The sequence below is a fragment of the Psychrobacter immobilis genome (genome assembly GCF_904846225.1).
GTDB lineage: Bacteria > Pseudomonadota > Gammaproteobacteria > Pseudomonadales > Moraxellaceae > Psychrobacter > Psychrobacter immobilis_F.
The window spans coordinates 137,701-160,938 of sequence record NZ_CAJGZJ010000006.1 but is presented as its reverse complement, the minus strand read 5'-3'; the positions used below and the strand labels follow the sequence as shown (position 1 = coordinate 160,938).

The following is a 23,238-nucleotide window of genomic DNA, read 5'->3' as shown; positions in this document are numbered from 1 at the left end:
ATTATGATAATTTAACCCTGTCAGGCATTGCTGCCTGACTCAAGTAAATCACTCTCCGATATAGTCGGGGCGGTTCATACAGGTATCACCATCTATAGCACCCAAGAAACAGGTCTCACATTGGGTGATATTGAAGATAGCTTGAGCAATTAGCGGCATTATTAACAGCAATAGAATCGCGAGTTCAGCAGGCATTGCTTATTAAAATCTGATATATAATAAAAAATAAGAATATAAAATGTTAAAAAAATCCATCCTAACAATACTTATGTTTCTTATTTTATTATTCCTTAATCATAAGGTTTATCAGCCTCCAGTCCTAGGTAAGTTAAAACTGAGGTATATCTCTAGTCAAAATTACTATTTAATCTACAAAGGTGAAAAAATTGCAGGCAAAGTGACAGCCGTTGATAGTTGGTATATTCAAAAACCTTACGTTTATGGATCAACGACAGATTTTGAAACATCGACAGGCGACGATATTGTGTATTTCTTCATTAATGTGTGTGACGGTAATAATTTTGAAACAAAGCATTCTAGAGAATTTGAACATTACTTAGATGGCAAACAAATACCAAAAAATAAAAGAAACTGGATGAGTGGTGATAATGCTCTAGATATCAAAAAACCTGAATACGCTTCAAGTATTAATTGCGATGACTATAAACACTAAACCACTTTATCTAAGATTTTTTAGAAAAAAATTAACCTAAAGGCGTGATTATGAAATACTTACATGCAATGATTAGAACAAATAAACTAGAAGAGACCTTAAGCTTTTACTGTGAACTGATGGGCTTGAAGCTTCTTAGAAAAAAAGATTCTGAGTCGGGACGATTCAGCTTGTACTTTTTAGCGACCCATAACGGTGCTCCAGAGATTGAACTCACTCACAACTGGGACGAGGAAGAATATCCAAATGGCAGAAATTTCGGCCACTTTGCCTTCAAAGTTGATGACATATATGCGCAGTGCGAAATATTTATGGCAGCAGGTGTTAGCATATTAAGACCGCCTAGAGATGGGCATATGGCCTTCGTTAAAGACCCTAATAATATCTCAATTGAGCTACTCCAAGATGGTGAACATTTGGCACCCGCTGAGCCATGGATTTCGATGGAAAATATTGGTAGTTGGTAAAATGAGTACTTGGCAAAATTAAACCATCACTCAACCGCTAAACCATCTAAAATCACTTTCACCTCAGTGACATACTGACCTAAATCTAGCTCTAAATGAAATCCTTCTACTGGCGTGGGTAAGCCTTTTTGTTTGCCTAGTCTAACGATAATCACATTCTCTTCGGGCAGCACTAATACTCTCTGACCTAAATGACCCAGCATGGCATAAAAAGGAATGGGACTATCCATATCCGTCCACACTGAATGCCCGTAAACTTGCGGAGAACCCTTTGGAAATGCTTGCGCGTTGGGCCTAATCATAAAATTAACGTGCGCTTTGCTAAGCAACTGCTTGCCTTGCCACTCGCCACCGTTTAACAATAACTGCCCAAATTTGGCAAAATCTAAAGCGCTGGCATTTAGGCAGCAATATACTTTTTCGATGCTCTCTGAGCCGTCAAGTGACCAATAAGCGTCGCCTTGCATGCCCAGTGGCTGCCAAAACTTCTCTTCTAAATAGCTAGAGATGGTATAACCATGCGGCTCTAACGCTCGCGACAAAGCAATCCCAAGCATTTGCGTGTCGCCGGATGAATATTCAAACGGGCCACCACAAGGCTCAACAAAGTCACGATTGACCATTTGCTTGACTAAATCATGACCATAATAAGATTCCGCAGTGGGATTGATAGGAAAGTAATAATCCTCTGTCCAATCGTAGCCCGAGGTCATCGCTGAGAAATCTGCGAGGGTGCAGTTTTGCGCATATTTGTTGTCAGCATATTCAGGTAGCCACTTGGTAATTGGCTCATCGATACTACCGATATAACCGTCTTCAACTGCTTTTAGGTACAGCATCGTAGTGACAGTTTTTGCCATCGAAAAGCTGTTGGTATGCGAGTCGGCGCTGTAGCCTTGCCAGTAATTTTCGTAAAGCAATTTGCCATCTTTGATAATCGCAAAGGCGATGGTATCATCGCTGTCCAAAGCCTGTTGCAAGGTAGACGTTAGTTTGATTTGGTCGAAGTTCGGAGATTTGTCCCATGCGATAGGATTTTTAGCGCGGATAGTACGATTATCAAAATCGACATAATCATCAATATTGGCGGTGTTTTCGCCTTTTAGATAAGTGAGTTGAACGCCTCTAAAAATATAGCAATTGCCTGTCACTACTAATCCCAGACTGATAATAACTAACAGCCCTATGATCGGCAATACAATCCATTTAAACAGTGCCTTTAAAGATGCCATGTCAAAATCCTTTTTATATGGCGTTACTTTGCTCCTACCTTAAAATCATCATAAGGTATTTAATGGCAATAATGCTATATTTATGTTTAGCCTTAGAAAATAAAGTCTTATGTATTTATCAACATTCAATCAAACGTTAAATGATGAGGATAATATGAAAAAATCAGCCTTAGCCATTATGAGTATTTTAGGCACCGCCCTATTATCTACTGCGGCACATTCAGCCAGTTTTGATTGCAGCAAAGCAGCTACTTGGGTAGAAAATACGGTTTGTGCGAATGATGAATTATCAAAGCTTGATGACGCTATGGCAGAAAAATATAAACGAGATCTCGCTAATATAGCTAATGAAGAGGACATCGAAGCCTATAAAAACAATATGATTATAGATCAGAAATTGTGGCTAAATTTTCAACGGAATACTTGCAAAGGTACCAAGTGCCTTATTCGAGAGTATAAAGAATATATCGGAAATAAAAATCATCATGGTGTGGCAGGAAGTTATTTAAATAAGCCAAGCCGTTATGAACTACTAACGAAAAACGCTTTTGGTAAGTTTTCTCAAAATTCTCAAATCTCAATGTACAATCCAGATAGCAAACAGTGGGATGATATGGGAGAAACGACCAATACTTTATCGATTCGTAATGTATCCATTAAACCTTATCTTGCCATTATTGATAGCATTTTAATTTTTACCAATGGGCATACCTGTGAGATTGAAGCGAGTAAGGCAACGTGGTCACAAAACCATTGGGTCATCAACGATGATCTGCAAGATGAAACCGCTGAACTGCGTTTGTATCCAGCACTCTATAAAGGTAAGACTCAATTATTATTAAAAGACATTGATAATCGATATAGAGAGCGACATTGTGGTATGCGAGGTTATTTTGACGGTATTGTATTAAAGCGTGAGGTGAGTTAGCCGCTTTAAATCTTTATATAGAGTAAAATTAAGCGTGCCCATCATTAGATGTCAAGGTCGCAGATTTGGCAGATTACGCTTGCTCTTTATATGGTTTAAAAATAATTTTGTATAAATTCCCTAACAATCATAGCTTTCATAACACGCTATGCTTGTATTAGTTATACTTTCAAGGTGTTTAATAAACACCTGTGTTTCAGACCTACTATGCTCATTACTAACAGTAAAATCTCCTATCGAAACAGAACAATGACCTCTGCCTTTAGCAGGTAATAGGTTAGACCATGATGTTTTGAGAGTGCTGTTTAGCGCTATGGTTTCCCAATAGTTTGATAAGTAATAATCACCGATTATCGATTGCCATGTACAAATTTGAAATTTTGAAATCTGCGATTGAATAGCTGATGGCGTTTGAAATAACGCTCGTTTATAAAATCCGTTAAACGCTCTAGAAATAAAGTTAGTGCTATGATTTGGAAATCTCATAGTTTCCATTGACCATGAAGCACGTTGTGCTGATTGCATTTGAAAAACATCAATAGTGTTAAAGTTTATTTTATTAATAAGGTTGGACTCTATATCCTTTAAAGGTTTTGAGTACAATGAATCTAAGAGTTCAACGTCTTCTAAATCTATATATAAAAGTCCCATGTTCACCTCATCATTTTCTAGGCGTAGATCACCATAAATACTGACACCGATAACACAGTTATCAAATCTCCAGTTGCAGTTTTTTATTACGCTACCACTACCCCGGTTATCTCCAGTACTAGCATCAGATTTAGGACCTAAATACTTTTCGAGCTGTCTAATTATTCGGTATTTACCAAATAGAATTGGAGGTAAATTAATCCATATTCGATGAATTAATCTATCGTCATCAGGTGCACTAAATTCACATGAATTGGTTTTAATAGACCAGATTTCTGATAACTTTATGGTCAAAGTTTTATCTGTAGCGTAAGAATTATCGTTTTCACTGATTATTCTATTGGTTGAGAGCTGAGACTTGACATCAGCTAATTTATCGCCCCATTTAAAGCTCATACCATCTAATAAAAAGTGGTCTTTTCTCATAACATTTAATCTTCAAATAGGAAGTGATTTACGGGCAAATTGTCATTTCTCACTATCATTCAAATGTAGAATAATTGCAAATTATTTAAACAGAAAAAACGGCAGGAAATTGCTTCCCTACCGTTTTTTAATTGACTACTTTAAATGACTTATTAAATACTTGCCGCAACCTCAGCCCCATCACGAATCGCGCGTTTGGCATCCAGCTCAGCAGCGAGTTTTGCGCCACCGATTAGATGATATTGCGCGTCTGGTGCATCACCAACATTTGGCATCAGCTCGACCACCGACTCTTGACCAGCACAGACGACCACGCTGTCAACACGTAACAATTGCGTTTGACCTTGATTGTTGGTGATCCAAACACCTTCATTGGTGATTTTGTTGTACTGAGCGCCCGACACTTGAATGACGCCATGCGATTTGACATGAGCACGATGTACCCAGCCTGTGGTTTTATTGAGACCACCGCCCAAACGCCCTTTGGTTCGCTGCATGAGATACACTTGGCGGATTGGTTTGATGGCTTCAGGTTTAATCAAACCACCCTCTGTTTGATAATCGGTATCACCAGTCACGCCCCACTCTTCACGCCATTCGCTAATCGACTGGGCTTTTGGACGATAACTTGGGTCTTTTAGCAATTCAGGACCTAGCTCATCAAGCGGCTGACCATGTTTGGCGGTCAGATATTCACTCACGTCAAAACCGATACCGCCCGCACCGATGACGGCAACGGTATTGCCGACTGATTTTTCACCAGAGAGCAATTCTGCATAGCTCATCACTTGTGGCAAATCTGCTCCTTCCAACTTACCTGCCAAGCTTCTAGGAACAACGCCCGTAGCGACGATAACGTGATGGAATTTGGCTTTCTCAAGCATGGCTTTATCGACTTTGGTATTGAGTTTAATCTCAACGCCTAAGTGCTCAAGCTCATTGATATAGTAGCGAATGGTTTCAAAGAATTCTTCTTTACCAGGGATGACCTTAGCGTAGTTAAACTGTCCACCCAAGATATCTTTGGCTTCAAATAACGTCACTTTATGACCACGCAGTGCGGCCACGTGCGCCGCTGACATGCCAGCGACGCCGCCACCGATGACAGCAACTTTTTTGGGTTTTTTGGCTTTTTTATAAACCAATTCGGTCTCGTAGCACGCTTGTGGATTGACCAGACAAGTCGAGCGTTTATTGGCAAACGTGTGGTCTAGACAAGCTTGGTTACAGGCGATACAGGTATTGATGCGATTGGCTTCGCCATTTTTGGCTTTATTCACCCAGTTTGGATCAGCTAAGAACGGGCGCGCCATTTGAATCATATCCGCCTGACCACTGGCGACGATTTCTTCGGCCGTTTCCGGCATGTTGATACGGTTGGCCGCCATCATAGGAATACTGATATGCTTTTTAATTTCAGCGGTAAAATCAACGAACGCTGCTCGCGGTACGCTGGTGACAATCGTCGGAATACGTGCTTCATGCCAGCCGATGCCCGTGTTCATAATAGTCACGCCCGCGGCTTCTAACGCTTTGGCGACGGTGATGACTTCATCCATGACGTTACCGTCTTTGACCAAATCAATCACTGATAAACGGAATAGGATAATAAAATCTTCGCCCGCCGCTTCGCGAACCGCTTTGACCACGTCGACGGCAAACTTCATACGATTTTGAATATCACCGCCATATTCGTCCGTCCGTTTATTGACATGACGTGACAAAAACTGATTGAGCAAATAGCCTTCTGAGCCCATGATTTCAACACCATCATAACCCGCCTGCTTAGCCAATTTTGCAGAACGAGCATAATCTTTTACCGTCTGCTCGATATTTTTGATACTCATCTTACGCGGTTTAAATGGCGAGATTGGCGATTTGATCGGACTTGATGACACCACGAATGGCTGATAACCATAACGACCACTGTGCAAGATTTGCATGATGATTTTACTGTCATACTTATGCGCGGCACGAGTGACGCGCTGATGATTCATCACGTCAGCTTTGGTATTCATCATGCCACCAACAGGCGACAACCAGCCTTCGCGATTGGGCGCAATGCCGCCCGTAATCATCATCGCTACGCCGCCTTTGGCACGCTCTGCGAAATACGCTGCCAGTTTGCCGTAATTATAAAAACGGTCTTCAAGCCCTGTGTGCATCGAGCCCATGACCAAACGGTTCTTAAGCGTGGTAAAGCCCAAATCTAGTGGTTCAAACAAATGCGGATAGTGTTCGTTGGTGCTGGCGGTGTCAATCGTATTGGCAGTGCGGCTGGCGGGCATATTATTTTCCTTATGAACGATTTGCTGGGAATGCTTCGTGAAAACAGTGATGCTATGCAATTCAGGGCGTTAGCGTTGATGCTATCGTAACACACCGCCATTATTATCAGCTACGCAGACAAACGACTGATGAGTGAACACTAAATTAATACTCGCTGTCAGTAAACGCTACTGATGGCATTGCTTTATGATATTTGGTCAAATAAAGAATACAAAATCTGCCAAATTTTGACTTGTGACTGTTCATAATTAACCGTTACTGCTACAGTAGTTTTGATAAAACATGGCCTCATTGCCTATTACAACAACGATAAGGGACGATCACAATGACTGACTTTCACACCGGACTTGGCAAAAATACTGCCAACCATCAACCGCTCACTCCTATTGATTTTATCATTCGTAGCGCACAAGTTTATCCTGATAAAACCGCCATCATCTATGACGATTTAGAACACAATAATCTGACCCAAACTTGGCAACAGACTTACGATCGTTGCAGACAACTGGCGGATGGCCTGCGTAAACTCGGCATTGATAAAAATGACACGGTGGCGGTCATGCTACCGAACACGCCAGCGATGGTTGAGTGCGCTTTTGGCGTCCCGATGTCAGGCGGCGTATTGTGTACCCTAAATACCCGTCTCGATATCAATGCGCTTACCTTTTGCTTGCAGCACTCAGAGGCCAAAGTCTTAATATTAGACAGTGAATTTGCTGAACACGCTGAGATTATCGAGGAAACGTTTCCTAACTTAATCGTCATTCACTCGATTGATGCTGCCATTGATATCGAGCGTTTTGGACAAATGACTTATAGCGAACTGATTACCAGCTCTGATAGTTTGGATAATTGGGAAAAACCATTGGATGAATGGGACGCCATTGCCCTCAACTATACCTCTGGTACGACTGGCAAACCTAAAGGCGTGGTCTATCATCATCGCGGTGCCACGCTCAACGCTGTGTCCAACATTTTAGATTGGGACATGCCCAAGCACCCGATGTACTTGTGGACGCTGCCATTATTTCACTGCAACGGCTGGTGCTTTCCATGGACGATCGCTGAGCGCGCGGGCGTCAACGTCTGTTTGCGTCAGATAAATGCTGATTTGATTTTGCAATTGATTGCTAAATACAAAGTCAGCCATTATTGCTCAGCGCCTGTGGTACACAATATGATTGCAAGCGGCAAGCCTGAATATAAAAATGCTATCACCCACGAAGTGAAAGGCTGGGTTGCTGGTGCACCGCCCTCTGAAACGATGCTCGCGGCGATGGAGGAAATGGGCTTTCATATCTCTCACGTTTATGGGCTCACCGAAGTATATGGACCAGTCACTGTCTGCGCTGAGCAAGAAGAATGGCGTGAGCTCGATGTGGCCACTCGCGCACAGAAAAAGTCACGCCAAGGCGTTACGTCTCATCTTATGACAGGCTTTGATGTATTTAAGCAAGGTACCACTGAACCCGTTGCCGCCGATGGCGAAGAGATGGGTGAGCTGGCACTGCGCGGTAACATGGTCATGAAAGGCTATCTAAAAAGCCGTAAAGCAACCGAAGCTGCCTTTACCGATGGCTGGTTTCGGACGGGTGATTTGGGCGTTAAATACCCTGATGGCTATATCAAAATTATGGACAGGCTCAAAGATATCATCATCTCAGGCGGTGAAAATATCTCTAGTATCGAGGTCGAAAATATCTTGTATAAAATGATTGAAATTCAAAGCTGTGCTGTCGTCGCCGCGCCACATGACAAATGGGGCGAGGTACCCGTTGCCTTTATCGAGATTCATGATGGCAGTACTTTACAGCGCGATAATGTGATCGAGCATTGCAAGCAGCATTTAGCGGGCTTTAAAGTCCCTAAACATGTTATTTTTGCAGAAATCCCAAAGACCAGTACGGGTAAAGTGCAGAAATTTGAGCTACGCCAAGCCGCCAAATCATTGGCACATGAAACGCAAAAAGTAACGGCTAGCGCTAAGTGAGTTTTGATAATACTGAACCTAGCCTAGCGCTATGGTTCAGTATTTTTTAGGAGCTTGTTCAAGAACTTGTCAGTCGAAAAAATGGCTGAATGATGCGAATTATTTAGCCAAAACGGTTTCAAGCGCTGATTCAAAACGCGCGACTGCGCCATCAACGTCTGTCAATTTATCTAGACCGAACAAACCTAAGCGAAAGGTTTTAAAATTATCAGGCTCACCAACTTTTAGCGGTACGCCAGCGGCGATTTGCATGCCCGCTTCCGCAAAGGCACTGCCTTTATGCATATCATCACGGTCAGTATAAGATACGACCACGCCTGGTGCCTCAAAACCTTCAGCTGCAACGCTTTCGATGCCTTTATCCGCCAAAACGTTACGAATACGCTTGCCCAATTCCCACTGCGCATCGCACAATTTATCAAAACCAATGTCTTTGGCCTCCATAAGCGCGTCGCGGAACTGGCGTAAGCCATCGGTCGGCATGGTCGCATGATAGGCGTGACCACCATTTTCGTAGGCGCGCATGATGTTCAACCACTGCTTTAAGTCTAGGCTAAAGCTATCAGATTCGGTGCTGTCTACTTTTTTGATTGCCGCAGCACTAAGCATCACAAGACCTGCACATGGCGTGCTACTCCAGCCTTTTTGCGGGGCACTAATCAGAACATCAATACCCAAAGCTTGCATATCTAACCAAACACAACCTGAAGCGATGCAGTCGATGACCAGTAGTCCACCAACGCTATGAACGGCATCGCTCAATGCTTTGATATAGTCATCTGGTAAAATAATACCGGCTGAGGTTTCCACGTGCGGCGCAAAAACAATGGCGGGTTTTTCGGCTTTAATCTTGGCAATAGCGCTGTCGATATCAACTGGCGCAAATGGTTTTGGCGACTCGCTATCGTCCATACGTTCAGCAGTTAGCACGGTAGATGATTTGGCAATCTTGCCTTTTTCTAAGATTTGCGTCCAGCGATAACTAAACCAGCCGTTACGGATAATAAGACAATCTTCATCATTGGCCAATTGACGCGCAACCGCTTCCATCCCATAAGTGCCAGAACCCGGCACGATCACGACTGCATCAGCGTTATACACTGATTTTAGTTCGCTAGATAGATCGTTCATCACTTGCTGAAAAACGCTAGACATATGGTTTAGGGCACGGTCAGTATAGACCACTGAATATTCTAATAAGCCATTTGGATCAATATCTTGACGTAATGCGGTCATTGGACGCTCCTAGTTTATTGTTAGATTATTTAAGGTTTCTCTGAAATTAGGGCGTGTCATCATTTAGATTGTGAGGCTTAAAATGAGATAAATTGCCGTCAAACAAGGAAAATAACGCAGATGATATCGAGATATTAACCCGTTATTTGACAATGTTTGACAGAATTTAGCCATTTTAAGACCACTAAATGATTAAGAGTGCTAATTAATGACATGCCCTAACCACCGTAAAATCTATATACCATATCGAAATACTATCTCGACCAGCCTAGCAAAACAAGGTTAGCCAACTATTATTCTTAAACAATATGATGACTAAATTTTACTAAAGGTCATAGTGACTGGTTACTGGTTACTGGTATCAGGTGTCAGATATCAGATATCAGATAATGATTAAGCGTATAGAATATAAGGCAGAGTTGACAATATAGCACTATATCCTAGCGCGATTGCCGTTGCTCAATGGGCTTTGTACGCATGAGTTTTTATTGACTTTTGATAAAGGCTTATCAAACAAGGCTGCTCATACAATGGAGGTAATTGACAGGGATGATATAGGCTAACAACCATTCGCTCATTTAACGATAGCGCGCGAGATAATTAGAAGAGTTAGGTAAGTAGAGTTGATAAATATTGGAAATTATTAATAAATAGTAGATCGCTATATTAGCGTTGATTTAGCGACCACGATCAGCGTCTTGTAATCCTGATACAACAAAATTTAGTAATTCGCTGTCACCTTCGCGAGCAGCCTTGCGCATGAGCTTCGATGGTGCATGCGTCAGCGACTGAGTCAAACGTCGTGACAGCTCAATGATGATATCCTCAGGGCTGGCGTCACCCTGCTGCAACTTGGCAATGGACTCATGTAGCAGTTTATCCACTTGATCATGGGTACGCGTACGATACTGCTGAATATCTTTGCCCACTTGCCGTACCTGAAAGCGACGATCCATCTCAACAACCAATTGGCTAACGAGCAGCTCTGCCTCTACCGCCGCTTGCCGACGCTGTTCGATATTACCAGCAATGACGTGCTGTAGGTCATCAACAGAGTACAGATAAACATCATCTATACGGCCAATGTTGGAGTCAATGTCACGCGGTACTGCCAAATCAATCATCAGCATTGGCTGATAACGACGACGCTTTAGCGCCTGCACCGTCATATTTTTGTCAATTAATAAATCCATACTACCGCTACAGCTGCTGACAATATCGGCTTCTGCCAATACTTGCGGCAACTCTTGCAATGTTCTGACTTCCACGCGGCGGTTAGGATTACGCAGTTCAGCAGCCAGCGCTTCCGCCCGTTCAGGATTGCGATTACAAATAATCACTCGCCCTACCCCAAGCCCAGCGATATGCGTGGCTACCAAGCGATTCATCTCGCCTGCCGCGACAATAAGTAAGGTGCGACTGGGCAGATCATCAAATATTTGCGTCACCAATTTAGCCGCCGCAAAACTAAGAGACACCGCTTGTGCGCCAACTTTCGTCTCATTACGCACACGCTTAGCTGCCGCAAACACTTGATCGACGATCCAGCCGAGCTGATTACTCAACACTTTTTGATCTTGAGCCAAGTGTACGGAGCGCTTGATTTGACCCAGTATCTGCGGCTCACCCAAGATCATAGAGTCAAGCCCTGCGGCAACTCTAAGCCAATGAGTCAGGGCGTGAGTATCGCGATGCACATAGAGGTATGAATCAATCTCAGTCAGTGGCAACTGCTTAAAGTCAGCCAACCACGTTTTAATCTTGACGATATGAGCACTGATGGCGGCAGAGGAGAGCGCCGCACTACTGCTAAACGTATTATCAGTATTTGCTGGCACGTCAGTCTCAATCACTTGTGAGTCTGACGCTTGTGAGTCTAACGCTTGTGCGGATGAGGACTGTGTGGCTAAAGATTGTGAGTCTTGCACCGTTAAAGTCTGCGGAACTAACGCATAAATCTCAGTACGATTACAGGTAGAAACAATCACACTACCATCAGTCAATGCTTCTAATTGTTTGAGAGCAATGCTCACATCGTCACCCACAAGTACCAAGCGCTCTCTAAGAGCGACTGGTGCAGTTTTGTGATTGACCCCAATGACCACTAATCTCATTATTGATAGACCATAAACATGACACTCATCTGCCAACCAAGCTATCTTGTTATTTTTAAAAGACAGTTTTGGGCGTCAGTGCTGAGCCGAAGATTCTAAAAATCGCTTATTATATCATTATTGCCAGATTTAATTAACACTCACCCAGCTATGATGGCTTTTTGCTTGTATTTGGGCACTTTTGTAACAAATCAACTACTGATACGATTTATAAAACCAATAGCTGGGTTTTAGTGAGTGGTCATATAAGTAAACATAAACTGTTCGCTTCCTTCACGTTAACTTGCTATATTTTAAATATACTATGACCAATTTTGAGAAATAACAAAAAGCGAGACTGATATAAAACCTCAGTAAATGAGGCTTTGTACAAACATGATTGATAGTATAATTATTACCAATATTGCAGTAACATGGGCACTATTGTTTATCGTGTCAATGTCCTCGTATAATACTGGTCATGGGTACTCGTTACCGACGATTTAGTTGAAATGATTAACATAAAATTGCCTTATCAATATAGATAAGCAATGGGCGAATATGGCTATCTATGATGTTTTTTGGGTCATTGTTTCAATCACAGTTTAGATCACATTTGCGATTACCACTTGCGCATGCCGACAAGTCTAGACTTCGTGCTTTATTACAGGTCGTGCTTGAACGTCTATGCCAACACTACAGGCTAACGTTATCGTTGGCGGTTTGTCTGTGCCTAGTAACACCTGCCCACGCCAATCAGCCTGATGACTTGCTAGAGGCAAACGTATCCGAAGTCTCAACGGCTCTCAAAAACGAAAATGATAAAGACATCGATAAAAATACCCAGCCCATCGAAAATGTAGCGAATGTCGATGGCCTAGCGCCAACAAGTTTATGGCAACCTGAGCATAGCGAGCCCAGCTTGTACGCGCTATTGGATGCAGAATTTTCAGCAGATCGTGGTGATAAAATACGAGCAGTCACTATCTACAAGCAGCAATCCTTCAAAGAAGATGCAACTGCCGTGTTTGAAAGAGCCCTTAGCCTCTCTTTGCGTACTGAAAGAGTTGAGGATTCATTACACTTTGCTAAGTCATGGCAAGACCACAACCCAGATCACGTGCCCGCGTGGTTTTATGTGGCACATTTAGCACTACGCGCGCATGATTATCTCTTAGCAGGTGAGACTCTCAACCGTATTTTACGTTATGACCCTCGCGCAGATTTAAGTGAAATCCTGATCGGCATTTATCCCAACGATGATGAGGACAAACGCGAACTGCTTGCCGCTTTGCAGCCACTCGATAGTGAACAAAATGCGTCATTGTCCGTCTTAAAAGCAGGTTTGCTTTACCAGTTTAATGAGCCTGAAACTGCCCTCGTGCATATCAATCGCGCGTTAGAACGCCAACCCGATTACGTTCCTTTTATCACGCTAAAAGCGGACATAATGCGCAAAATCGTCACCGCCAAAACAGTGGTTAAATACCTTGACCAAGCCCGCCTACGCAATTCTGATAGTAAAAGCTTGTATTTATATGAGATACGCTATTTGCTGGACTTAAAGCAGAGTCAAGAAGCATGGCAATTGTTGCTCAAAGCACATGACCGCTTTAATGATGACGAAGAAATCACCTTACTTGCTGCCTTGGTAAGCTTGGATATTGAAAAATACGATAGCGCTGACCAGCTACTCAATATGCTAGCAAAATCTCCATCTTATCTGGATCAAGCCTACTACTATCTCGGTATCAGTGCCGAGCGCCAGAAGCGCTTTGAGCAAGCCAAATACTATTTCAATGGCGTCATGCAAGAAGACTTGGTGTTAGAAGCTCGTAGAAAAGTAGTGGACTTTGAAATGCTTGATAACAATGTTGATGCGGCAATCGCCACCTTAGAAAAACTGCGTAAAGACTTTACCGTGTTCGCGCCTGACACATTTGTGCTGCAAGCCGATATTTTATGGCAGCAAAACGAACCCGAAGAAGCCTTGCGTTTATTAACTCGAGCAGCTCGTAAGTATCCGGATAATGAAGCGTTGCTGTTTGCTCGCGCCCAGCTACTTGATGACCAAAAAGACTACATTGTTAAACGGACTTTGCTCAATCATTTGCAAGCATTAGATCCTACCAATCTGTCTTATCAGCTTAGCTACGCACAGCTACTACTCGCCAATGAACGTAGCTCTGAGCAAGGTCTTGCATTGGCAACCGCTATTATTCAAATCCGTTACGATGACCCACGCTATGACAATGATCTGCATCTACAAGCCCTCAATGTGCTCGCAAGCAATGCTTTAGCCAACGAAGACTATAAACAAGTCATCAACTATCTACAAACGCCTTATGATGTATTCCCAACGCTACGCTCAGGAACGTTATTACTGCGCGCTTATCAAGGCTTGGGTGACAATGCTAGAGTCGAGACCCTACTCACAGACTTACAGCAGCGCTTCTCATTTGGACAGCACAATATAAATGACCGTATACAATTATATTAATAAGGTATTTCGTACGAGATAAATCGCCCAAGCTCTTACGATTACAAGGCTATTATAAGAAGCTAACAACCACGTATAACCGAGTAACAAATAAAACTTAAGCTAGGACGTGGCCTCATTTTAAAAATGGTCATAAAAATGAGATAAATTGCGGTCAAACGAGAAGAATAGTGCAAATAATATCGGGATATTAATCAGCTATTTGACGATGTTTGGCAAAATTTAGCCATTTTTAGCCCATTTAGATACTATCGTTTGAATTGAGAACACGCCCTAATATCTTTGTAAATTTGCCTATTTTTGAGGAAACATCATGTCAATACTCACATCTTCTTATAAACCCAATAAATTGGCTCTATTTACTGCCATGACGGCGGCAATTGCCATCACGTCTGGCTGTCAGTCATTAAAAACGGGTAGCACAGCAGCGCAGCCTACTACCATGCAAGGTTCAAACGCGACGCAACCACAGAAGCTAGAGAGCTTCAAGATCACCGGAAAAATTGGCGTCACGACAGCTGCCAATGACACCACAGTAACCCAAGGCGGCAGTGCGTTTTATGCATGGGGACAAGAAAACGATCGTTTTGCGATTGAATTGATTGGCGCATTGGGTATCGGTAAAACCAACATAGAATACAATGGTCAAACGGCCACTTTGGTCAGCGAAAAAACAGGGACATTGACCGCCGATGATCCTGAGACATTGCTCAAAAAAGCGACTGGCTGGCAAGCGCCTATCTCGCAAATGCCTTACTGGATATCTGGTCGCCCAGCACCTTCAGACAGCGCACCACAAATGGATGCGCAAAACCGCTTAATTAGCTCGGTAAATGGCGATTGGCGTGCCAGCTTTACCTACAGTGGCGCAGATAAACTGCCCAACAAAATCACAGCCGTTCAGCCACAAGGCAACAAGGTTGTCATGACTATCAATCACTAAGTCATGATTACTATATCTGTAATCACCGCTTCTTAAGACCGCTTTTTATGACTGAGAATTTAGCCGTTTCATCCACTACCACTATTAGCCGTTTATCACCTGCAAAAATTAATTTATTTTTGCACATCATGGGCAAACGGCCTGATGGCTATCATAATCTGCAGACCGTTTTTCGCCTGCTCAATTGGGGCGATTATCTGCATTTTTGGCTGGCTGATGATGCCGTGATACAGACGGCTAATATTAAACCAGATGCTAATAAACTCTGTCATGAGCTATTGGTATTGGCTGGTATCGAGACGATAACTGCCGATATAGAAGACAACTTAATCTTTAAAGCGGCGCGTGCATTGCTAGCGTTTGCCATACAGTCAGATGCCCTTCCTGAACAGTTAAAACGCGTGCGTATCACGTTAGATAAACGCTTGCCGATGGGCGCAGGATTGGGTGGTGGTTCGTCCAATGCTGCAACGACCATGCTCGCGCTCAATGAGATTTGGCAGCTTAGCTTTAATCAAAATGAGCTGATAAACATTGGCGCAAAAATTGGCGCAGATGTGCCCATTTTTATTTTTGGCCAAGATGCCATTGCCACAGGCATTGGCGAGGAGCTGACAGCGATTGATCTGCCTGAGCAGCAGTATTTAGTGCTAACACCAAACGCACATGTCAATACCGCTAAGCTATTCGCACATCCCAAACTACAGCGAGATATCGCGCCACTATCGATTGATATGATTAAAAATCAGTCTAATCATTACGTTCAAAATTTGAATACGCCTTACCAAAATGCGTTTACGCCAGTAGTAACGAGCCTTGCTCCTGCTGTCGATGAAGCACTCAGATATTTGCAAGGGTTAGAGATACAAGCACTCAGCATAGCACGCATGACGGGCTCTGGTAGCGCGGTGTTCTTACCGTTGGATAGGAGCGTCACAAGTAATCAAGCGCTTTTGACAAAGTGGATTGAAGATTCGCCTTGTACAGGATTTGTGGTTGGGAGTTTAAAATAAAAATTGTAACCATTTTACAGTCGATCATTTAAAGGACGGCAGCGAGAAGATTAGCAAACTTAACTGGCTAAACTAAAGCCATCATTCAATATTTATGAATAAATGCCAGAAAAAGGCGCAAATGACTTGCAAAATCTGAAAATTTACTTATAATAGGTCGCCTCAATAGGGGTATAGCCAAGTTGGTAAGGCATCAGGTTTTGATCCTGACATCCGTTGGTTCGAGTCCAGCTACCCCTGCCATTTTTAAGCTCAAAGCGTTTGATATGCATTTGTTACAAGTGGTTTATAGACAGCTACTTATTGACATTGACAACGTTATCCCCGTTTCGGTATAGTTCGCAATGAGCACCGTTAGGGAACAGTTATATTTTAGACGGTTTATCCGTTTATCAAATAACGAACAGGTCGTGACATTACTCTAATAATGATTTTTATTAAAAGTTATTGTTAGATATCGATGTACACAACCTAGACATTACAGGGGTATAGCCAAGTTGGTAAGGCATCAGGTTTTGATCCTGACATCCGTTGGTTCGAGTCCAGCTACCCCTGCCATTTTTTACTGTAATAGTAGTCATCCATACTTTTCACCACTCTTTTCTGAATTTGAGCAGTTTGACACTGCTTAGCGGTCGCTGCTTGAGTCAATCAATAGGACTTCTGTCATGCCTTATTTGGCGATTTTTACGGGTAATGCCCACCCTGAATTAGCAAAAACCGTAGCCGATCATCTTCATATACCTCTTGGTAAAGCTGACATCACGCGTTTTTCTGATGGCGAAATTGCCGTGGAAATCAAAGAACACGTTCGTGGTAAAGACGTGTTTATCATGCAGCCTACTTGTGCACCAACCAATGACAACTTGATGGAAATCATGATGATGGCTGACGCATTGCGTCGCTCTAGTGCTGGTCGTATCACAGCCGTCATGCCTTACTTTGGTTATGCCCGTCAAGATCGCCGTCCACGCTCAGCTCGCGTTCCTATCTCGGCCAAAGTGGTCGCTGATATGCTGAACATCGTCAGTATCGATCGCGTCATGACTGTTGATTTGCATTCAGATCAGATTCAGGGTTTTTTCGATATTCCTGTCGATAATATCTATGGCACGCCTGTGCTATTGAACGACTTACAAAAACAAGATTATGACAACATCATGGTTGTCTCACCTGACGTTGGCGGCGTGGTTCGCGCACGTGCAATGGCCAAGCAGTTAGGTGATACTGATATGGCTATCATTGATAAACGCCGCGCCCGTGCCAATGAGTCACAAGTGATGCACATCATCGGTGACGTTCGTGACCGTGATTGTGTGATCGTTGATGACATGGTCGATACCGCAGGTACGTTATGTAAAGCCGCTGAAGCACTTAAAGCAAACGGTGCACGTCGCGTATTGGCTTATATCACCCACCCTGTCTTATCGGGTAATGCACTGAAAAATATCAGTGAATCTGCGCTAGACGAAGTGGTTGTTACTGACACGATTCCATTATCAGCAGAAGCGAAAGCCTGTAGCAAAATTCGCCAAGTTAGTATTGCACCGATGTTGGCTGAAAGCTTACGCCGTATCAATAATGAAGAATCTATTAGCGCAATGTTTGACGTTTAAGCAATCATCGCTATATTTTCTGATAGCGTTATTTGTTATGACATAGAATTATCAAAAAGCAGCGTCAAGTATTATTACTTGGCGCTGTTTTTTGCGTAGGCCTTTTTCGTAGGTCTTTATTATTGTTATAAAAACACGTATAATGCGCGCCTGTGCTGCCCGTTTTATTAATTTAATGGGGTTGGCATTATCAAAAGTGCTGATCATGCTTAAAAGTGACGACGAACTTGGCCATAATTGGCAAAAAAATCGTTATCATAAGCAAATGGCTAAATTTAACATTGTGCGCTTTATTAGCAATGATAAATTTAGTTATCATCACGTAATAGTGGATTGGTCGCAAATCCACTTTTTTATGACCAGACACTTCATCATTCTTTTTATAGGATTATATCCATGAGCATTAATCATTTTGAACTAAACGCCGTTGATCGCTCTGCTGAACAACAAGGTAAAGGTGCGAGCCGCCGCCTACGTAAGCAGAATCTAGTTCCTGCTATCATTTATGGTGGTAACGAAGAGCCAACTTCTATCTCTATCAAAATCAACGAGCTAGTAAAAGCACTTGAATTCGAAGCATTTTTCTCGCACATTTTGACTATCAACGTTGACGGTACTGAGCATCAAGCTGTAATCAAAGACTTGCAACGCCATCCAGCGAAAGGCTTCCCAATGCATGCTGACTTTCAGCGCATTGTGAAAGGTCAAAAAATCCACATGAATGTTCCTGTGCATTTTACTGGTCGTGAAGATGCGCCTGGTACTGCTGCTGCTGGTGTATTATCTACGCTAGTATCTGATATCGAAATTATCTGCTTACCATCACAGTTACCTGAGTATCTAGAAATAGATGTATCTGGTATGGAAATCGGTGACTTGTTCCGCTTATCAGACATCAAACTTCCTGAAGGCGTTGTGATTCATGAGCTTGAGCTAGAAGACGGCCATGACCGCACCATCGTTAACATGCAGCCACCAACGGTTGAAGAAGTTGATGAAGTTGCTGACGACGTTGATGCTGATGACGTACCAGCCACTGAGCAAGATGCTGAAGGCGAAACTGAAGAGAAGAAAGACGACGAGTAATTGTCACTCTCTATATGACTGTTTATCGTTAATACAGTACATATAGTGGATGATTTATTCAGTCAAAAAAAACAGCAGGTGATTCAGATCTCCTGCTGTTTTTGTCAGTAAGTTTTGAAAATAATGTCGATACTATTTTCAAAGCTTATTATTTATTTACTCAATCCAAGTAGGGTATTTTTATGGCCATAAAGCTTATTGTCGGTCTCGGTAATCCTGGTCAGCAGTATATGTTTACGCGTCATAATGCCGGATTTTGGTTTGTCCATCATTTGGCTCAGCAATTCAATATTACCCTCTCCCCTGATAAAAAATTTCATGGAGTGACAGGGCGCGGACAAATTCACGGATCTGATGTGCGTTTATTGATGCCATTAACTTTTATGAATAAATCTGGTCAGTCAGTCGTGCCGATGGTTGATTTTTACGGCATAGATAATAATGAGCTGTTAATTGCTCATGATGAGCTTGATATTCCAGCTGGTAGTATCAAGCTCAAAACTGATGGCGGACATGGTGGTCATAATGGGCTACGTGATATTACGCCACATATTGGCAATGATTTTCATCGTCTACGTGTTGGTATCGGACATCCTGGCCACAAGTCTAAAGTGAGTGGACATGTTCTCTCAAAAGCGTCTCCTGATGAACAGATTGCCATTGATGGCGCTTTAACGGCGGCTTTTGAGGCGTTACCCTTATTATTAGCAGGTGATGTTGAAAAAGCACGTTCGCAAATTAATAGCTTTAAACTCCCTGAATAAGACACTACTTAAATGTCAGCCGTCTTTTATTTTAGCAAATTAATCCCCATTTATTTTTTGATTTAGTTACTTAATCTCAGTTACGCTAAGGAAGCAACCGATGCTACTTAATATGCTTAAATGCAAATTACACCGTGCCCGCGTCACCCATGCTGAACTGCACTATGAAGGTTCGTGCGGTATCGATGGTGATCTCTTGGATCTTGCTGGGTTGCGAGAAAATGAGTCTATCGATATTTATAATGTAACCAACGGCAAACGCTTTCGCACCTACGTTATTCGTGCTGAAGCAGGTTCTGGTATTATCTCGTTGAATGGTGCTGCGGCCCATATGGCAGATTTGGGTGACATCGTTATCATTTGTGCTTATGCCCATTTTGATGAAGTAGAAGCGGCGACGTATCAGCCAAAATTGGTCTATTGCAACGAAGACAATACCGTAAAAGACACCGCAAATATTATTCCTGTGCAAGTGGCTTAAGTAAATCACCTAAAAGCTTGTTACATAAAGTATGAGTAAATACGTCATCGTACCATTGCTGTTGTTGTCAAAATCCTATTAAAATACTTGTACTTATATCGAAGCTGAATCCAGATTGTGATTCAGCTTTTTTTTATGCCATTTTTATATGATGTAAGATTATTCAAAACCCAATAGCTATTTTTTATCCCTAACGAAGGAGTTATCTACATGTGGTTGGCAGTCATTGCAATTTTGATTGGTCTAGCAATTTTGGTTTGGAGTGCGGATGTTTTCATTGATGGAGCGACGGCACTGGCAAAGAGATTCAGGGTTCCAAGCTTTTTAATCGGTGTTTTAATATTAGGAATAGGAACATCCGCGCCCGAGATGGTGGTGTCAGTATTAGCAGCATTAGAGGGTAGCCCTGAATTGGCATTGGGCAATGCCTATGGTTCTAATATTATCAATATCGCATTAGTGCTGGGTGCGACGGTATTAATCAGTCCTATTATCATCCGTAAGGGTATCGTAAAGCGCGACTTGCCTATCTTATTACTGATTACCGCTATCGCCGCATGGCAACTGCGTGATGGGCTATTAAGCTTAACCGATGGCCTCGTTCTATTAGTATTATTGGTCGTGGTATTAGGAATGCAGATCATCCTCAGCTTGCGTGAAGGCTATCATGAGCATGAAGATGATGTGGTCGCAGATAATAATAGTAATAGTATCGACCCAAATTACGTAGAACAAAGCGTTGTGCGAGGTGTTGGTAGCCTATTTATTGGTATGCTGATGCTGGTCATAAGCTCGCGTGCAATCGTTTGGGGCGCTGTGGAGCTGGCCACATTTTGGGGATTCAGCGAGCTAATCATTGGGCTAACGATTGTCGCTGTTGGTACCTCATTGCCTGAGCTGGTATCGAGTTTGTCAGCGGCACGCAAAGGCGAACATGACATGGCATTGGGCAATATCATTGGCTCTAATATCTTTAATACGTTGGGCGTTGTCGGTCTTGCCGCACTAATCACACCGATTACTGTCAATCCGGTTATTTTGTCTCGTGACGTGTTAACAATGGGCGCAATCACTTTACTGCTCATCGCACTGTGCGTCTTTGCCTTTATAACGAAACGTCAATTTGGTCGCACCTCAGGTGCTACACTGGTGCTGTTTTTTATCGGTTATACAGGATGGCTCATTCAAACCGCCAATATGTAGTTTTTAATCGCTATACTGTTGGCTTTACCGCTATTTAAATATGAGAAGCTTAAACGCTTTGCCTCTAGGGCATGTCATCAATTAGCACACTTAATCATTTAGTGGTCTTAAAATGGCTAAATTTTGCCAAACATCGTCAAATAACTGGTTAATATCTCGATATTAACCAGTTATTTTCCTTGTTTGACTGCCATTTATCTCATTTTAAGCCTCACAATCTAAATGATGACACGCCCTAGATCGTATTATTTATTTTTTCTGCGATTTCTAAAGCCACGCCATAACCCTTCTTGTGCGACTTTTGGCATTTTTAGGGTAATGGTGTTGGATATCATGTCTTGCACCGCTAAGCCGCGAGGATTAAATAAGCAGAACACGTAATTGAAGATCAGTCCTAAAATCGCACTGGTTAATAATAACGCACGTGACTCGCCAATTAGGCTACCGATAATGCCAAAAAGTAACGGCATCAAACAAGCAGCCAAAATACGTTTAAAAGACTGTCCCCATGTCAGTAGATGACCTGAGTTATTGACCGTTTTTAGTCGCCATGTTTGCATACCTAGTGTTTGCCCGCCTCGTCGCCAAAATATCCCATAAAAGCCCACCAGCGTTAGTATAAAAGCTGGCGTCATGATCACGTTTTGATACCACGTTGGTAGCGACTGTGCTTGCGAGGATTGCGTGCCCGTCTCCATAGTCATCAATGTACCAATAACCGTTAGCGTTGTTCCCACCAAAAATAGTAATGCCAAAATCAACATGCCATCATAGAGAATAGCCACGACACGAGTCGTTGGCTGAGCAATCGTTGGTTCTTCATCGGGAATTTGCTGCATAGCGGGGTTACATTGAGGCTTTGGCTTAATGGCAGATTTTGATGGGCGTTTAGATAAACTCTTTGACATGATACCAGCTCATAGCAAGCAGTGAATAATGGCTCTATTGTACCGTAATTCATGGTCTTATCGTACATTATCCTAATAATGCCATTTAGCCACATAATAAAGTCACAGGCAAACTATAATCACGAAAAAACCATGGCAATAAGAAAAATACAGTCATGAGAAAACTAGGGTAATTAAGAAAATTGCAGACATAAAAAAACCGCCAAATTGTCATAAGACAGGCGATTTATTTAATGTTTTCTTTAAATTGTATTAAAGAAGTGATGATGCAAATGGTGCGCTTGGAGAGATTCGAACTCCCGACCCCTTAGTTCGTAGCCAAGTGCTCTATCCAACTGAGCTACAAGCGCGTACTTTGCACATCATTTACTGCCTTGTTAAACAATTGCAGTAAATTAGGTTGGTCATTATATAGATAATATCGCTTGTGTCAATATATTTTTTCATTAAAACCAAATTAGTTTCTGATTTAATGACTAAAAAATATTTAACGCCAATATAATGCGTTACTACTCTAATAACAACTGAATAAATGGAGGTGAAGGAGGGATTCGAACCCTCGATACGCGCAAACGTATGGTTCCTTAGCAGGGAACTGGTTTCAGCCACTCACCCACTTCACCAAACGATATAAAACACTTATAAAAACTCTATAAGCAAGGTATCAATGCTAATGATACGCCTTATGCCGTGGGTGAGTATTATAGCAAAGCCAAAACGAATTGCAAGCGTTGTCTAT

The 23,238-nt window shown here is 42.4% G+C and carries 18 protein-coding genes and 4 tRNA genes; 14 read left to right on the top strand and 8 right to left on the bottom strand.

Annotated elements, in window-relative coordinates; translation table 11 throughout:
• Positions 1-238: 238 nt before the first annotated feature.
• Complete coding sequence (locus JMX48_RS06690) at positions 239-673, top strand: hypothetical protein (RefSeq protein ID WP_201535842.1); 435 nt, start codon at positions 239-241, stop codon at positions 671-673.
• Between the two features lie 50 nt (positions 674-723).
• Positions 724-1,140: a VOC family protein gene (locus tag JMX48_RS06685; protein WP_201535839.1), complete on the top strand. Its 417-nt coding sequence runs from the start codon at positions 724-726 to the stop codon at positions 1,138-1,140.
• Between the two features lie 26 nt (positions 1,141-1,166).
• On the opposite strand, the gene JMX48_RS06680 is transcribed toward JMX48_RS06685, so the two are convergent.
• Complete coding sequence (locus JMX48_RS06680; protein WP_201535836.1) at positions 1,167-2,372, bottom strand: serine hydrolase domain-containing protein; 1,206 nt, start codon at positions 2,370-2,372, stop codon at positions 1,167-1,169.
• A gap of 154 nt (positions 2,373-2,526) precedes the next feature.
• On the opposite strand from JMX48_RS06680, the gene JMX48_RS06675 reads away from it, so the two are divergent.
• Positions 2,527-3,300, top strand: coding sequence for a lysozyme inhibitor LprI family protein (locus JMX48_RS06675; RefSeq protein WP_201535834.1), 774 nt, complete (start codon positions 2,527-2,529; stop codon positions 3,298-3,300).
• Between the two features lie 120 nt (positions 3,301-3,420).
• Here the strand turns inward: JMX48_RS06675 and JMX48_RS06670 are convergent, their stop codons facing one another.
• Entirely contained in the window at positions 3,421-4,377 is a 957-nt protein-coding gene (locus JMX48_RS06670) for a hypothetical protein (protein ID WP_201535832.1), read from the bottom strand.
• A 152-nt stretch (positions 4,378-4,529) separates the two neighbouring features.
• Positions 4,530-6,665, bottom strand: coding sequence for an NADPH-dependent 2,4-dienoyl-CoA reductase (locus JMX48_RS06665; RefSeq protein WP_201535830.1), 2,136 nt, complete (start codon positions 6,663-6,665; stop codon positions 4,530-4,532).
• Between the two features lie 326 nt (positions 6,666-6,991).
• Here JMX48_RS06665 and JMX48_RS06660 point away from each other — a divergent pair, with 326 nt between their 5' ends.
• On the top strand, positions 6,992-8,656 hold the full coding sequence (locus JMX48_RS06660; RefSeq protein WP_201535828.1) for an AMP-binding protein: 1,665 nt from the start codon (positions 6,992-6,994) through the stop codon (positions 8,654-8,656).
• 99 nt (positions 8,657-8,755) lie between these two features.
• Here JMX48_RS06660 and JMX48_RS06655 read toward each other — a convergent pair whose 3' ends face one another.
• Positions 8,756-9,892 (bottom strand): aminotransferase class V-fold PLP-dependent enzyme, encoded by a 1,137-nt coding sequence (locus JMX48_RS06655; protein WP_201535826.1) that lies wholly within the window; start codon positions 9,890-9,892, stop codon positions 8,756-8,758.
• Between the two features lie 677 nt (positions 9,893-10,569).
• Complete coding sequence (gene hemA, locus JMX48_RS06650; RefSeq protein ID WP_201535825.1) at positions 10,570-12,006, bottom strand: glutamyl-tRNA reductase; 1,437 nt, start codon at positions 12,004-12,006, stop codon at positions 10,570-10,572.
• A gap of 550 nt (positions 12,007-12,556) precedes the next feature.
• On the opposite strand from hemA, the gene JMX48_RS06645 reads away from it, so the two are divergent.
• From JMX48_RS06645 to JMX48_RS06600, 10 genes are all read left to right on the top strand, one after another.
• The gene (locus JMX48_RS06645) at positions 12,557-14,485 is read left to right on the top strand and encodes a tetratricopeptide repeat protein (protein WP_201535823.1); all 1,929 of its coding nucleotides are present in this window, start codon (positions 12,557-12,559) and stop codon (positions 14,483-14,485) included.
• Positions 14,486-14,798: 313 nt separating this feature from the next.
• Complete coding sequence (gene lolB / locus JMX48_RS06640; RefSeq protein ID WP_201535820.1) at positions 14,799-15,428, top strand: lipoprotein insertase outer membrane protein LolB; 630 nt, start codon at positions 14,799-14,801, stop codon at positions 15,426-15,428.
• A 47-nt stretch (positions 15,429-15,475) separates the two neighbouring features.
• Positions 15,476-16,441, top strand: a complete 966-nt coding sequence (ispE, locus tag JMX48_RS06635) for a 4-(cytidine 5'-diphospho)-2-C-methyl-D-erythritol kinase (protein ID WP_201535817.1) — start codon at positions 15,476-15,478, stop codon at positions 16,439-16,441.
• Positions 16,442-16,608: 167 nt separating this feature from the next.
• Positions 16,609-16,684, top strand: a tRNA-Gln gene (locus JMX48_RS06630).
• A gap of 239 nt (positions 16,685-16,923) precedes the next feature.
• Positions 16,924-16,999, top strand: a tRNA-Gln gene (locus JMX48_RS06625).
• Positions 17,000-17,109: 110 nt separating this feature from the next.
• Positions 17,110-18,057, top strand: coding sequence for a ribose-phosphate pyrophosphokinase (locus JMX48_RS06620; RefSeq protein WP_201535814.1), 948 nt, complete (start codon positions 17,110-17,112; stop codon positions 18,055-18,057).
• Positions 18,058-18,453: 396 nt separating this feature from the next.
• A complete protein-coding gene (locus JMX48_RS06615; RefSeq protein ID WP_201535811.1) occupies positions 18,454-19,143 on the top strand; it encodes a 50S ribosomal protein L25/general stress protein Ctc in 690 nt (229 codons plus the stop codon).
• Positions 19,144-19,325: 182 nt separating this feature from the next.
• On the top strand, positions 19,326-19,907 hold the full coding sequence (gene pth, locus JMX48_RS06610; RefSeq protein ID WP_201535808.1) for an aminoacyl-tRNA hydrolase: 582 nt from the start codon (positions 19,326-19,328) through the stop codon (positions 19,905-19,907).
• Between the two features lie 100 nt (positions 19,908-20,007).
• The gene (panD, locus tag JMX48_RS06605) at positions 20,008-20,388 is read left to right on the top strand and encodes an aspartate 1-decarboxylase (protein ID WP_201535805.1); all 381 of its coding nucleotides are present in this window, start codon (positions 20,008-20,010) and stop codon (positions 20,386-20,388) included.
• 210 nt (positions 20,389-20,598) lie between these two features.
• On the top strand, positions 20,599-21,591 hold the full coding sequence (locus tag JMX48_RS06600) for a calcium/sodium antiporter (RefSeq protein ID WP_201535803.1): 993 nt from the start codon (positions 20,599-20,601) through the stop codon (positions 21,589-21,591).
• Between the two features lie 245 nt (positions 21,592-21,836).
• On the opposite strand, the gene JMX48_RS06595 is transcribed toward JMX48_RS06600, so the two are convergent.
• The 3 genes from JMX48_RS06595 to JMX48_RS06585 all read right to left on the bottom strand — a co-directional run bounded on the left by JMX48_RS06595 (position 21,837) and on the right by JMX48_RS06585 (position 23,122).
• Entirely contained in the window at positions 21,837-22,499 is a 663-nt protein-coding gene (locus tag JMX48_RS06595) for an RDD family protein (protein WP_201535801.1), read from the bottom strand.
• A 273-nt stretch (positions 22,500-22,772) separates the two neighbouring features.
• Positions 22,773-22,849 (bottom strand) — tRNA-Arg (locus JMX48_RS06590).
• A 183-nt stretch (positions 22,850-23,032) separates the two neighbouring features.
• Positions 23,033-23,122 (bottom strand) — tRNA-Ser (locus JMX48_RS06585).
• Positions 23,123-23,238 lie beyond the last annotated feature (116 nt).

Coding starts and splice junctions, on each gene's coding strand:
- JMX48_RS06690 (WP_201535842.1), top strand. CDS start 239: ATGTTAAAAAAATCCATCCTAACAATACTTATGTTTCTTATTTTATTA.
- JMX48_RS06685 (WP_201535839.1), top strand. CDS start 724: ATGAAATACTTACATGCAATGATTAGAACAAATAAACTAGAAGAGACC.
- JMX48_RS06680 (WP_201535836.1), bottom strand. CDS start 2,372: ATGGCATCTTTAAAGGCACTGTTTAAATGGATTGTATTGCCGATCATA.
- JMX48_RS06675 (WP_201535834.1), top strand. CDS start 2,527: ATGAAAAAATCAGCCTTAGCCATTATGAGTATTTTAGGCACCGCCCTA.
- JMX48_RS06670 (WP_201535832.1), bottom strand. CDS start 4,377: ATGAGAAAAGACCACTTTTTATTAGATGGTATGAGCTTTAAATGGGGC.
- JMX48_RS06665 (WP_201535830.1), bottom strand. CDS start 6,665: ATGCCCGCCAGCCGCACTGCCAATACGATTGACACCGCCAGCACCAAC.
- JMX48_RS06660 (WP_201535828.1), top strand. CDS start 6,992: ATGACTGACTTTCACACCGGACTTGGCAAAAATACTGCCAACCATCAA.
- JMX48_RS06655 (WP_201535826.1), bottom strand. CDS start 9,892: ATGACCGCATTACGTCAAGATATTGATCCAAATGGCTTATTAGAATAT.
- hemA (WP_201535825.1), bottom strand. CDS start 12,006: ATGAGATTAGTGGTCATTGGGGTCAATCACAAAACTGCACCAGTCGCT.
- JMX48_RS06645 (WP_201535823.1), top strand. CDS start 12,557: ATGATGTTTTTTGGGTCATTGTTTCAATCACAGTTTAGATCACATTTG.
- lolB (WP_201535820.1), top strand. CDS start 14,799: ATGTCAATACTCACATCTTCTTATAAACCCAATAAATTGGCTCTATTT.
- ispE (WP_201535817.1), top strand. CDS start 15,476: ATGACTGAGAATTTAGCCGTTTCATCCACTACCACTATTAGCCGTTTA.
- JMX48_RS06620 (WP_201535814.1), top strand. CDS start 17,110: ATGCCTTATTTGGCGATTTTTACGGGTAATGCCCACCCTGAATTAGCA.
- JMX48_RS06615 (WP_201535811.1), top strand. CDS start 18,454: ATGAGCATTAATCATTTTGAACTAAACGCCGTTGATCGCTCTGCTGAA.
- pth (WP_201535808.1), top strand. CDS start 19,326: ATGGCCATAAAGCTTATTGTCGGTCTCGGTAATCCTGGTCAGCAGTAT.
- panD (WP_201535805.1), top strand. CDS start 20,008: ATGCTACTTAATATGCTTAAATGCAAATTACACCGTGCCCGCGTCACC.
- JMX48_RS06600 (WP_201535803.1), top strand. CDS start 20,599: ATGTGGTTGGCAGTCATTGCAATTTTGATTGGTCTAGCAATTTTGGTT.
- JMX48_RS06595 (WP_201535801.1), bottom strand. CDS start 22,499: ATGTCAAAGAGTTTATCTAAACGCCCATCAAAATCTGCCATTAAGCCA.